This is a genomic window from Rufibacter ruber, from assembly GCF_001647275.1.
Classification (GTDB): Bacteria; Bacteroidota; Bacteroidia; order Cytophagales; family Hymenobacteraceae; genus Nibribacter; species Nibribacter ruber_C.
Genome location: NZ_LRMM01000028.1, coordinates 49,818 through 62,380 on the forward strand (window position 1 = coordinate 49,818; position 12,563 = coordinate 62,380).

11 protein-coding genes are annotated in these 12,563 nt (G+C 54.5%); 5 read left to right on the top strand and 6 right to left on the bottom strand.

What is annotated here, in order from left to right; genetic code table 11:
- The first annotated feature begins 545 nt into the window (after positions 1 to 545).
- The 4 genes from A8O25_RS12405 to A8O25_RS12420 all read left to right on the top strand — a co-directional run bounded on the left by A8O25_RS12405 (position 546) and on the right by A8O25_RS12420 (position 5,188).
- Complete coding sequence (locus A8O25_RS12405) at positions 546 to 1,661, top strand: serine hydrolase domain-containing protein (protein ID WP_066835292.1); 1,116 nt, start codon at positions 546 to 548, stop codon at positions 1,659 to 1,661.
- 579 nt (positions 1,662 to 2,240) lie between these two features.
- Complete coding sequence (locus A8O25_RS12410; protein WP_066835299.1) at positions 2,241 to 2,594, top strand: YciI family protein; 354 nt, start codon at positions 2,241 to 2,243, stop codon at positions 2,592 to 2,594.
- Positions 2,578 to 3,825 (top strand): RNA polymerase sigma factor, encoded by a 1,248-nt coding sequence (locus A8O25_RS12415; protein ID WP_066835301.1) that lies wholly within the window; start codon positions 2,578 to 2,580, stop codon positions 3,823 to 3,825. The genes A8O25_RS12410 and A8O25_RS12415 overlap by 17 nt, the downstream gene beginning before the upstream one ends.
- A gap of 463 nt (positions 3,826 to 4,288) precedes the next feature.
- Positions 4,289 to 5,188 carry a carbohydrate kinase family protein gene (locus tag A8O25_RS12420; RefSeq protein WP_066835303.1) on the top strand — a complete coding sequence of 300 codons (900 nt, stop codon included), beginning with the start codon at positions 4,289 to 4,291 and terminating at the stop codon, positions 5,186 to 5,188.
- Positions 5,189 to 5,294: 106 nt separating this feature from the next.
- On the opposite strand, the gene A8O25_RS12425 is transcribed toward A8O25_RS12420, so the two are convergent.
- The 4 genes from A8O25_RS12425 to A8O25_RS12440 all read right to left on the bottom strand — a co-directional run bounded on the left by A8O25_RS12425 (position 5,295) and on the right by A8O25_RS12440 (position 10,120).
- Positions 5,295 to 6,215: a serine hydrolase gene (locus A8O25_RS12425; RefSeq protein WP_153042726.1), complete on the bottom strand. Its 921-nt coding sequence runs from the start codon at positions 6,213 to 6,215 to the stop codon at positions 5,295 to 5,297.
- A 58-nt stretch (positions 6,216 to 6,273) separates the two neighbouring features.
- A complete protein-coding gene (locus A8O25_RS12430; RefSeq protein WP_153042727.1) occupies positions 6,274 to 7,938 on the bottom strand; it encodes an AsmA family protein in 1,665 nt (554 codons plus the stop codon).
- Between the two features lie 361 nt (positions 7,939 to 8,299).
- On the bottom strand, positions 8,300 to 8,761 hold the full coding sequence (locus tag A8O25_RS12435; protein ID WP_153042728.1) for a hypothetical protein: 462 nt from the start codon (positions 8,759 to 8,761) through the stop codon (positions 8,300 to 8,302).
- Positions 8,762 to 9,157: 396 nt separating this feature from the next.
- Positions 9,158 to 10,120 (bottom strand): TIGR03885 family FMN-dependent LLM class oxidoreductase, encoded by a 963-nt coding sequence (locus A8O25_RS12440; protein ID WP_066835311.1) that lies wholly within the window; start codon positions 10,118 to 10,120, stop codon positions 9,158 to 9,160.
- Between the two features lie 157 nt (positions 10,121 to 10,277).
- On the opposite strand from A8O25_RS12440, the gene A8O25_RS12445 reads away from it, so the two are divergent.
- A complete protein-coding gene (locus tag A8O25_RS12445) occupies positions 10,278 to 10,694 on the top strand; it encodes a GNAT family N-acetyltransferase (protein ID WP_066835313.1) in 417 nt (138 codons plus the stop codon).
- Between the two features lie 74 nt (positions 10,695 to 10,768).
- Here A8O25_RS12445 and A8O25_RS12450 read toward each other — a convergent pair whose 3' ends face one another.
- Together A8O25_RS12450 and A8O25_RS12455 are read right to left on the bottom strand one after the other, a co-directional pair.
- Positions 10,769 to 11,461, bottom strand: coding sequence for a DUF421 domain-containing protein (locus A8O25_RS12450; protein WP_066835315.1), 693 nt, complete (start codon positions 11,459 to 11,461; stop codon positions 10,769 to 10,771).
- Positions 11,462 to 11,476: 15 nt separating this feature from the next.
- On the bottom strand, positions 11,477 to 12,166 hold the full coding sequence (locus tag A8O25_RS12455; RefSeq protein WP_066835317.1) for a DUF421 domain-containing protein: 690 nt from the start codon (positions 12,164 to 12,166) through the stop codon (positions 11,477 to 11,479).
- Positions 12,167 to 12,563 lie beyond the last annotated feature (397 nt).

Below are 12,563 nucleotides of genomic sequence, written 5' to 3' on the forward strand. Positions count from 1 at the left end.
TGCCTTGTGTCCTTGTCAGGGATGGCCGCCCCAAGACAGACGGCCAACACAGACAACGCCGCTGGGGCATCACTGGCCTTTGTTGTCTGGTGTCTTTGGTGTTTGCCTTGGCCGCTTCGCCCACAATATATCAAAAGAAGAGGCCTGGCTGAAAGAGAGGGAGGCCACAGATTTTCTGACTTGGTAAAAAGCCACTGCGGCGAAAGCAAAAGCAGAAACGACAGCTAGCGAAATACTTCAGCCGTACCCCTCTTATTCAAAAGGCCGCTTGCTTTTCCAACGCCCATTACATTCTCACGCATCCCTACCGGAGGACCAAGGCCGTTGAAGAACCATTGGCTTACGCGATAGGAATGGAAAATTGATTCTGGGACATGCGTCACTCAGCACGAGTAAATCAGCATGCGTCATCATCCCCTACCCCCTTCAAAAGGGGACGGTATGCGTGCAATTAATGGGAAAAATTCTGGGGCAAGCCGCTGGGTAGCGCTAGTAGGAGAAACGCGAAAAACCGCTATCTTCATGCCTGTACCAGCTCCTTGTCCATGCAGCCCTTTTCTAAGTTTCTTCGGCTAGTTTGCCTCCTTTCCCTTGCCTCGGCTACGCTTTCCTCCTGCCAGCTGGGGCGCTTTGTCTTCTACAACTTCGCTAACATCACTGACTACAAAATATTCCCCTCCCGGCCCTTGACAGCGAGTGCGCAGCCGTTCCGGTTTCAAACGGCAACCACGCCCAGAGCCCCAAAAAAACTGGGTCCCACAGGGAAGGAGGTGCCCCTGGATCAGTACCTGGCAGACCGTGAAACGGTGGCCTTTCTCATCATCCAGAATGACACCATTCAGTATGAGCAGTACTTCAACGGCTATGAGCAGAGCAGTACAGTGGCTTCGTTTTCCATGGCCAAGTCTGTGACGTCTATGCTCATTGGCACGGCGGTGGAAGACGGACTGATCAAATCTGTGGACGAACCCATCACCCACTACCTGCCGGAGTTGAAAAAGAACGGGCTGGAGAACGTAACCATCAGGCACGTGCTGCAGATGACCAGCGGCATTGAATTCAATGAGAGCTACGTGAACCCGTTTGGGGATGCCGCCAGCTTTTACTACGGCCGCAACCTGCGCCAATACGTGAACAACATGCAACCGAAGGCGGCCCCGGGGCAGGGGTTTGACTACATCTCAGGGAACACGCAGATCTTAGGGGCCATTCTGGACAAAGTGGTGGCGCCCAAAACGGTAACCCAATATTTGCAGGAGCGCATCTGGCAGCACCTGGGCATGGAATATGACGCCAGCTGGAGCCTGGACAAAAAGAAAGACGGCCTGGAGAAAACCTTCTGCTGCCTCAACGCGCGCGCCCGCGACTTCGCCAAGCTGGGCCGCCTGTATTTAAAGCAAGGCAACTGGAACGGCAGGCAGGTGGTGCCCGCCCAATGGGTGAAAGAATCTACGCAGGTAGACACTTCCCAGGGCAGCTCGGCAGGCTACCAGTACCAGTGGTGGCTCCCCTCCCGCTCCGGTGATTTTATGATGCAGGGCATACTGGGGCAGTTTGTGTACGTGAACCCCATGAAAAACCTCCTCATAGTGCGCCTGGGCAAAGACTACGGTAACACCAACTGGCCCCGGGTTTTTACAGAACTGGCCGCGGTGTATTAACAATTTCTGTTTTGGGGCTGTTTTTGGGAAATCAGCCCCAAAACAGCTGCTCCCTTTTGAAGGCCGGCCCATGCCATTGAAACTTTTGTAAGTCTAACATTTACCTGGTTCAAGCAGCCTTCTGTCTGGCACCAGCAGACGCACGCGCCAGAGCCAAAAAGGAAATGGAGCAGCTGGTTCTTCACTCAGCTTCTGTTTTGGAGCCGTTTTTCATAAATTAGCCTAAGAGCCTGTTTAAATTTTGGTTTTGCGAGCGAAAATGGGGAGCGAAAGGTTCTGACGAAGCGTTTTTTGAGCAGCTTAGCAGCGCTATGGTGGGAGAAAAAGGCAAAGTCAGGTTCTTTTGATACCCATTTGCAGCAGAAAAGACAACTTTAAACAAGCTTTAAAACCAGCAACACGAGTAAACGCTTGCGCCACCTTTCTGTTTTGGCGCTGTTTTCAGAAAAACGGCGCCAAAACAGAAAGGTGCTCTTCCTGAGCATCCGTCAAAAAAATCAAAAAAGTTTGCCCACACTGTCCAAAATAAGTCTACCTGCTTGTCATAGACCAAAACATATATAACCTAAACCCATTCGTATGAAAAAATATCTGTTACTGCTGTATGACAACGTAGACACGCTGCAGGAAATGGACCCGGAGGAAATGCAGCGGCTGGTGCAGGCGCACCTGCAGTGGACCCAGAAACTGGCCCAGGCCGGTCACCTGCAGGGCGGCGACGGACTGGAGGAAACCGGAGCGTACATCAAAGGCAAAGACGCGCTGGTCACAGACGGCCCGTTTATTGAAACCAAAGAGATGATTGGCGGCTACTACCTCCTTCAGGCCGAAAACCTGGAGCAGGCGGTGGCGATTGCCAAAGAATGCCCCTGCCACCTGTGGGGCGGCACCACTGAGGTGAGACCCGTCATGGACTATGCCCCACCCGCTTAACCTGCCTTCGGCCGCGCCGAAATTCACCCCTGAACACCTCTTCCGGGAAACCTACGGAGAGGTGTTCTCCCTCTTGTACCGCCGCTACGGCGCCGCCCACCAGCAAGACATTGAAGACGCGCTCCAGGAGGCATTTTACGCCGCGTTGAAGGTGTGGCCCACCAAAGGGCTCCCAGAAAAGCCGCAAGCGTGGCTCCTGAGGGTGACGCAAAACAAGCTGCTGAACCACCTCACCCGCAGGGCGGTGCACCAGACGGCGGTGCAGCAGCTGGAGGTTGAAAAGGACTATTTCGCCCCGGGCGATGATGAAACCCGTGACAGCCAACTGCAGCTGCTGTTTGCCTGCTGCCATCCCCAACTGTCTTCTTCGGCGCAGCTCATCTTCTCCCTCAAACATCTGGGCGGCTTTGGCGTGGAGGAGATTGCGCAGGGGCTGCAGCAAAGCAAAGACGCGGTCTACAAAAGCCTGCAGCGCAGTAAAAAGTTTTTCCAGCATCTTTCGCCAGATTTCATAGAAATAGATATTCTGGCTTCGCCCGAAAGGCTCCAGAATGTGCTGCATGTGCTGTACCTGCTCTTTAATGAAGGCTATGACACAACCCGGGGCACCAGCCTCCTGAACCAGGAAATCTGCTATGAAGCGCTCCGGCTCACCCACCTGCTGGACCAGCGCTTCGCGGGCAAAGAACTGCCGGTGCGGCACTTGCTGTCACTCCTGTATTTCCACCTCTCGCGGTTTGAGACCAGGGTAGACGGGCAGGGCCGCTTTGTGCCGTTGGCCCGGCAGGACCGTGCGCAATGGGACCGGCACCTGATCAGGCGGGGGTTCCATTTCCTGCAAGACGCTTTTCCGGCCCAGGTGAACCCGTACTACCTGCAGGCCTGCATAGCCAGTCTGCACGCCGCCGCGCCCTCCTACCCCCACACCGACTGGTGCGCCATCAAACGCCTCTATGACCTGCTCCTGCAACAAAAGCAGAACTTTGTGGTAGCCCTCAACCGCGCCATTGCCGTAGCTGAGTGTGACGGTCTGGAGGCAGGCATTGCGTTGCTGCTGGAGATGAAGGAAGAGGCCAGCCATTACTATCTGTACCATCTCGCCTTAGGCGATTTATATGTGCGCACGCAGCAGACGGCTCGCGCCAAGGCCTGTTACCAGACCGCCCTCCGTCTCACCTCTTCCCCCGCCCGGCAGCAAATCATACAGCAGAAGCAGGAGCAGTTGATTTAGCAAGAGCGTGCGTACATGTGCTTTTTGCGCTGTAAATGAGCTTCAAATGAACCCATCTTAGCGGTTGCCCCGCACCTGAGCGCTGCCAGGCTGCTCAAAAAACGGGATAGAAGCACCTTTCGCTCGCGGTTATGGCCGGCAAAAGCAAATGGAGACTAGCATTGAAGACTTATTCTTCCGCCAGTTTAGCGAGAGCACAATTTCTGATGAACAAGGGTTTTGAGCTGGGCGCGGTAGTACTGGCACTTTAGACGTTCATGTGCGGGTTTGATGGGCAGCCGGAAGCCGGCTTACAGATATGGTAAACTCCCTGCATAGTGGCCAGGTGAGCAACTTGAACCAGGGGTTTAATGCAGGGCCCCACCAAAGAAAAAAACTGAACCTGTTTCCGGCGTGTTTTCCTGAAATGAGTATAAAAACGTATTTTCACCCCTTCACCCAACCGCTCATTCACTCATAAAATATGCCAAAGGAAATCGTCTGCTTCGGGGAAATGCTGTGGGATTTGCTGCCCACCGGCAAGGTGCCCGGTGGCGCGCCCATGAACGTGGCCATCCATCTCACTTACCAGGGCCAGAAGGTGCGGCTGATCAGCAGGCTTTGCCATGATGAGCTGGGGCGGGAGCTGATTCTGTTTCTGCGGGAGAAAGGGCTGGACCTGGCACTGGTACAGGTGGAGCAGACCCACCCTACGGGCACGGTTGTGGTGAATACCGCCAACAAAACCGAAGTGCAGTATTCTATTGTGGCCCCCGCCGCCTGGGATTTCATCACCTATGAACCCGAAGCCGCCCAGACCGTCTCGCGCTGTGACGCGTTTGTGTTTGGCAGCCTGGCCGCGCGGCAGGAGATTACCCGGCAAACGCTGCGGCAGTACCTCCCGTTGTCAAACCTGAATGTGCTGGATGTGAACCTGCGCCCTCCCTTTTACAGCCAGGAACTGCTGGAGGACCTACTCACCCAGGCCCATATTGCCAAAATGAACCACCATGAACTGGCTGAGATCAGAGGCTGGTACGGTGTGCCAGTAGACGCACAGGAGAGCATGCGTTTCCTGGTCCGGCGCTTTGGGCTGGATTTACTCATTGTCACCCGCGGCGAACACGGCGCCCTTGCGTTGCAAGGCGACCAGTTCTTTGAGCAAGCCGGTTTTACGGTAGACGTAGCAGACACCATTGGCAGCGGTGATGCCTTCCTGGCCACGTTTCTGGCCCTGCACCTGAACAATTCCCCCGTTCCAGAAGCCTTAAAACAAGCCTGCCGGGCGGGTTCCTGGGTAGCCACCAAAGCCGGGGCCACCCCTATCATTGACTGGGATGCCCTGGCCGCGTTAGACCAGAGCCCGGCTCCGGACTTAGAGTAAGTGATTCCCCTTCTTATAAAACGCAAAGCCCCCTCCTGTTGATAAGACCGCGAGGGCTTTGCGTTTTTGCCCTGTTTTCTGGAAAACAGGCCAAAAACGCAGTGGGCTATTTAATCAGTTTAGGGTCAACGTAGGTGCCGTAGCGGGTGGCATTGCCCAGGCGCCAATAATACTGATACAGAACCGCAGACACCTCCTCCAACACGGTTTCGGCTTTGCCGACCACTTTGTAGTTCTCCATGATGGCTACGGCATAAGGTCTTTCTGGCAGCAGCACCAGCGCCCACTCGGTTGAGACGCCGTTCAGGCCTCCGGGCTTAAAGGCCAGGGGCACATTGGCGGGAACCCCGGCTGCCAGACGGCTGTTCCCGCGGCTATTTTTCTTTAAAACAGAGACAATCTCCTGTGAAACAGCCTTGTTCACGAACTCGCCTTTGTGGAGCATCTGCAGCATTCTGGCCGCCTCTGCGGGGGTGGAGATGTTTTCCTCGCCCCGTCCGCTGGCCGCCGACTGTATCATTTTGCGCTGCACCTTGGTTTGTTTGTAGCCCATTTTCTGCAAGGTAGCGTTGATGTGGGGCATGCCCACCAAGTCAATAAGCGCGTTGGTGGCGGTGTTGTCGCTTAAGGTGATCATGAGCACGGCCAAATTCCGGATGCTGAACTGCGCACTGTCAACCAGGTCTTTGAGGATGCCGGTGCCGCCCACCACGTTGGCCGGGTTAATTTCCCTGAGGTCGGTGAGCTTGAACTTGCCCTGGTGCGCCTGGTTGTACACTTCCAGCAAGATGGGGATTTTAATGGCACTGGCCTGGGTGAACACCATGTCCTGGTTGAACTGGAGGGTTTCGCCGGAGGTGAGGTCAACGGCCACCAACCCCGTCACAGCGGGTGACGCCTCCAGAATACGCCTGATCTCAGCTTCTGTCTTCTGTCTCAGGAGCTGGGGAGGCTGGGACTGGGCGCACGCCCCAAAAGGCATAGACATACTTACCAACAGGAACAGAAGAAAAACAAAGAGTTTCATGGGGAACAGCAGGTTTGCCCCAAGGTAACCCTTCAGCGGTAAAAGATCAAACCCCTGCTCATTTGGGCGCCCCAATCACAGACAGCACGCCGTTGGCCAGGCAGTCTTTCCAGTACGTAAGAAAAGACCGCTCCCGGCGGCGTTGAAACTTAATCTCCCCATGGCGGGGGGCTTTCCCGTCTTTTTCGCTCTCTGATTTCAACACAATCTTATTGGCCACCAAAGATTTCAGCTTCTTGCCCAGTGACTGCTTTTTCTCTTTCTCCTCATTCAGGAGCGAGATCTGAAACTCATCATACTGCAGTTGCAAAGAACCGGAAGCAGACACCCGGGTCAGCTCCATAGCAAAAGAGCCCTTCTGCAGGAAACCACTTTTCACGCTTACAAACATGCTGGGTTCAATAATGGGGTTGAGAATGGCAGGATTGCCCCTGCCAATGGTGCCCTGCATGGTGTGGTAGCCGCTGGGGTCTAGCAGCGGCAGCCTGACGGTGGCCTGCAGAAAAGCCTTCCCCATCAGCAGCCCGCTTACCTTTAAGATGGCCGGGGTCTTGCGCGACATGAGCCGCCAGTCATTGGTGAGGTTGGTGAGGGTGAAATTGATGTGGCTGCCCGTCACGTAGCCCGGCTTGAAAGCGTTGGCCGCTATTTCATCATATCGCACATACAGGTCTTTCACCTGCACCTTTCTAATGTTTACGCCGGTGGGCAACTGCCTGATAAAATCATGCGGCAGCTTGCCCTCTTTTTTGGTGGGAAGGTAGTTGTCATTCTTGTAAGCGCTTACATTGGGCTCTTGCACCAGCACTGCCCCTATGTGAACATTGGAGCTCCTGGAAAGGGTGTGAAAATCAACCTGCCTCATACGTACCGCGGGAATCTGGACCCGGAGTCTGGTGGCGGCTTCGCCGATAACTTTAGACATGGCGGCAGCACTGCGTAACGGCACCAACTGCAGCTTGGCCAGGGTGGCCTCCCGGGTTTTAGAGTCGGCCTGGATGGCCCCGCTCTTTATCACATAGTTCCCGTTGCCCAGGTAGTAGGAGGTTTCTCTGGCGTTGGCGGTGAATTCCCGCATATAGAATGCCCGAGCGGTGTCTTGAAAGGCGGCACTGTCCATCTCCACCCCCCAGCCTTGCACAGACAGTCCCGCCACTGAATAGAGAGCCCGTTTTTGCGTTGGTTTCTCTTTAAAAGATACCGCGCCGTTTTGCACGCGTATTCTGCCAATTTTCAACCCTTGAAAGGGAGGCCCCCACTTCTCATGCAACGGCTTGGGTGGGCTGGTGTCTTGTTTCATCTGAGTCAGCCGCAAAACAGGAGTTTCCAGTTCTACCAACGTGAGCGTTTGCGGTTTCTCCTGAAAGAGTTGGATGAACTGAAGGCCGCTTATATGCAGTTTAGCGGCATGGAGGTCAGCGAGGGAGGCCGCGGCTTGCGCCGGATTCTGTTTGTCAAGGGTGCGCCAAACCGCCAGGTTGGGCTTCAGGTGCAGGGAATCAATGGTGACCGACCCACTCAGCAGGGAGACCCTGACAGATTTGGTGTACAGGGTGTACACCCCGTGGGTCTTCTGGTAGATCTGGGCTTTCAGCTTTTTCTCGGCCCACGGGTTTAAATACAGGTGAATTGCCACCAACGCCAGAAGCACCAACAGCAAGATGCTGCCCAGTGCCCACCAATACCACTTTCTGCTGAAGGGCTCACTATGACTCTTTTTCACCGGCTAAAAATAAATGCGCATCCCTTCTACGGCGAAGATCAGAATTTAACTGCTTTTGTCTCTAGGCCCTGTACATCACCCTCTCTTACACCACTTGAACCGCAGTAGGTTTTAGAGTTTGTTTACATTTCTCTTTGGCGCTGCAAACGGGCCTCAATAGAACCGGACCTGGCAGCTGCCCCCCATTGCGCTGTTCTAAAAACGGGATAGAAGAACCTTTTGCGCCCTCATTTCGCCTGCACAATCAAAATGCAAACAAGTCCTAAAAGAATCAACCCCGCTGTGCCTTTTCCGCCACCAAAGAGGGCGCAGAAAAAAAGGCCAGCAACGGCTGGCCTTTTTTTTTTGCAATAGCTGCAGATTAGCTTTTCTGCTCCTGCTGGTGTCTCTGGCCTTTGTACTGGCCTCTCTTCTTGCCTCTATGCTCCATGCGCTGCTTTTGGTCTGCCTCGTACCGGGCGTATTGCTCCGGGGTCAGAATTCCTTTCAGCTCAGACTCCCATTGGGCATGCCTGGCTTTCATGGCATCACGGTTTACCTGGCTTTTCTCAGTTCCCTGGCCACGAAGCGCTTTCATGTCTGCGGTTTGTCTTTGGTGCAGGGCCAGCAGTTTGGCCTCTTGGGCTTTGCTCAGGCCATACTTTTTGCTGATCATTTCAGTTCTCTTGGCCGCAAACTCTTCGGGGCTTTTGCGCTCCCCGTGGGCGCCGTCTTTGCCGGCACGTTCTGTGCGGGGCTTTCTGTCTTTTTTAGGGGCATCCTGTGCGAAAGAGGTTCCGGCGATCATGGCGCCCATGGCGATCATTGCAAATATCTTTTTCATTTTTCTGGTCTCGTTTGAGGTGTAATTTTACTGCTTTGGTGCTCAGCGTAGGCCTATAACCGCTTTGCTGATTTCCCTTATTCAAACTACGTGCCAAAAAATTAACACCACCGGCCCCCTCTCCCAATAAATTCAAGAATACCTGCTCATTACCCGCTAGTTACCAAATCAATTTATCTGCCAAACCATAGTCTCCGGCAAATTTCCTGTTTTAGGGCTGTTTTTCTGAAAACAGGCTAAAAACGCCTCTAATGCTACTTTCAACGTTGGAAGGCGATGCGTAGTAGCCCAGAGGGAGGTTCTGGTACAGCAGTTTTTGAAACCTGTACCCGTACTGTGAAGTCAAAAATGAAGGCCGGTTCCTGCCATAGCCCTGGCCGCACAAAAGACAATTGCTTAAGAAGCTAAAACCGGCAGCACCTCCTGCCCAAACACCTCTATAAACTGCTCCTGCTTTCTGTTCACGTTGTGCAGCGACATCTTCTGGAAGCCCATCTCTACGTACTGCTGCAGCCACTCCAGGTGCTGCTCCGGCTCACCAGACACGTGCACAAACTCCCGTATCTCCTCTGGTTTCACAAACTGGGCCGCCTGCTCAAACTGCCCGGGCACCCGCAGGTCTGCCAGCATGGCGCTCCCGAACACGTTGGTCTTCCACTGCTCATGGGCCCCCAGGAGCGCCTCTTTATCTGTTTTGTCATATGATAGCTGCACTTTGAGGAGCATGGGCTTGCCCTCACCGCCGTTCTGGTTCCAGGCGTCTACTACTTTCTGGAGCTTATCCCTGGGTTGTGAAATGGTGATGAGCCCGTCTGCCCAGGTGGCCGCCCACGCCGCCGTTTCTGGGGTAATGGCGGCGGCAATGACCTCAATCTCCTTTTTAGGGCGCGTGTAAAGAGTGGCTTCCTCAACGGTGACCAGGCCGTGGTGGTTGACTGTCTCCCCTTTCCAGAGTGCCCTGATCACGTCTACGCATTCTTTTAGCCGGTCGTTCCGTTCCTGTTTGGCGGGCCATCGCAGTCCGGTAATGGCCTCGTTCAGCGCTTGTCCGCTGCCCACGGTCAGGAAGAAGCGGCCTGGGAACATCTCGTCCAGCGTGGCCGCCGCCTGGGCAATAAGGGCCGGGTGGTAGCGGTAAGCGGGGCAGTTCACCACCCCAAACTCAAGGGAGGTAGCCGCCATGGCCGCACCCAGCCAGGACCAGGCGAACCCAGAGCTGTTCTGCTGGGTGCTCCAGGGGTGGAAATGGTCAGAAGAAAGGGCGAAGCGGAACCCTGCGGCCTCTGCCTTTTGGGCCAGTTGCAGCAACTGACTGGGCGAAAACTGCTCATGGGAGATATGGTAGCCAAGTTTGGTCATGGTTTTTCTGGGTTATGCTTTGAATTCTGGTTTTACCCCGCATCTTTGCCTTCGGCGAAGCCGACGGGAACGGGAGTACCTTTCCCTGAAACGGGGGGCAGGCTCACCGGTTACGCCCGCCTCTCTCCCTTCTCCAGCCCCACCCTTTGACCAGGCCATGGAAACTCCCCACATTCAACCAATTGCCCCGGAAGAAACCTGGGCTTTACGCCACCGCGTGATGTGGCCGGCGCACCCGCTTTCTTATGTGCAGCTCCCTGAAGATGCCAATGGGCTGCACTACGGGCTTTTTCTGGGGGAACAGCTCATTTCTGTGGCGTCTTTGTTTGTGCAGGGGGAGCAGGCCCAGTTCCGGAAATTTGCCACTGACACATTTTATCAAGGCCAAGGGTACGGGGCTATGCTGCTTCATCACATTTTACAGCTGGCCCCGGCCCTACCGGTGGCGCGGGTCTGGTGCAACGCCCGCCGGGAAAAAGCGGCATATTACCAGAAATTTGGGTTTACAGAAACTGCCCACACCTTTGAGAAAAGCGGGATGGGCTTTGTGGTGATGGAAAAGAGATACCCCTGACTTGTGTATGGGCCAAGTGCCTTTTCTGTTTTGGAGCCGTTTTCTGAAAAACAGCCCCAAAACGCCCGGTGCGGTTATGATTCTATGGCTTGGCCCCAGCTGTTCTGCCCGCAGTTGGGGCAAGGGCCGCTGGGTTCCTCCAGATGGTTTAGCACAAACCCACAGCAGCGGCACGCCCATTTCCCCTGTGCGTTTTCCTGGTCATTTCGCAGCTCCGGGTCAATGTCTGGCACCAGCGACAGGCCCGCTCTTTTCTCCTGGAACTGCAGGATGGTAAAGGCTCCGTTGGCTTCCAGGTACGTGCGCTGCACTTTGCCCAGGTTCAGGATATTCTCATGCCTGAACTGGGCAAACAGCCGCTGCTGCGTGATGCGGGTACGCTCCATTAAATCCAGCTGCAGACAGCCGTCTTTGACCAGAATGTCCATATCATCCAGGAAGTCACGCTCCAGCCGCGCGTTTTGGGTGGTGCGCCAGGCTATGAGCCGCTCAATGCCCACCACTACGGCGGCAATGATGACAATGGGCAGAATACCCCGCGAAGGGTCCATCATGGCCACGCCGTTGGCGGCGGCCAGAGACACCAATGCGGCCATTTCGGTCCTGCTCAACATGCCAGACATGCGTTTGCCCATGGCCCGCATGGAAAGCATGAGCACCAGGTAGATGAAGGCGATCCTGATCACCACCTCCAGCAAGAAACTCCACGGGGCTTCTCCCAGGACTATGCGCAGCCAGTCTGTAATCTGTATTTCTTCTGGTTTCATAAATTGGTTGGCTGATTATTTGACAGAGGGGGTCCACTGGTCACAGGCACAGTTGGGGCATTCTGTGCCCTGCACCTGTCCGGTTTCTGCCACATAGCCGCAGCGGGTGCAGGCAGCATAGAGCTGATCTAGCGGCAGGTTCTGCACCATGTCCTCGTCTTTCAAGGGCAACACTGACAGGCCCTGCCGGGCCTGGTCTGCCTTCACTACGCTGAACAGGCCGCAGGCTTCTATGTACACCCGTTTCACCTGCCCCAGCTGCGTAACATTATGGGTTCTGAGCGCCGCAAACACCTGGTCTTTTGAGAGACGGGCTTTTTCCATCTCCTCAATCTGCAGCACGCCTTCCCGGAGAATGACAGACAAATCCCCCTGGGTGATCATTTCTATTTTCCGGCTCCGGAACGCCCAGAGGTTGATGCCCCTCTGAAAGGCCAGGGCACAGATGAAGACCACAATGCCCACCAGAATACCCCGGTCTGGCAATTGCATGGGTGCCGAGGCAATACCGCCCAGCGTGACCATTACGGCCAGCTCAGAGATGGTTAACTGCGCATTCATGCGCTTGCCCATGAGGCGCAGGATGATCAGCAAAGCCATAAAGATGATAATGGTGCGCAGCAGCACCTCCCACATAAACTCCCATGGGGTATTGCCAATGAGCAGGCGCTCCCAATCTGGGAAATAGATCTCTTCCTTTTTCATAACCTTGGGAAATACGAGGTTCCCTCAGGAAAAAGATATTTTTGGCTATATGAATTAATACTGAAAATAACCTGCGCTTTCTTCTCACCAGGCCGAGCAAGAACCTGCCCTTTGGAAAGGCTATCCTGTTTCTGGCCTGTTTTCTAGAAAACAGCCCGGAAACAGGAAGTGCTTTATTATGAGAGATCTATATAGTATATTCGGCAGTGCAATTACGTTTATCCAGCTACCGTTGGTTGGATAAACGTATGTTTGGGTACGGGTATAGGGGTGATAAACGTAATTGTGACGGTTATACGGTAGTTAATCCGTCATTGGATTATTTTCTGCTTTTATAATGGCGAAGCCTCCAGGCAAGGGAGGGGAAAGGAACCAAAGGTCATTAAAGCCTCAAAAT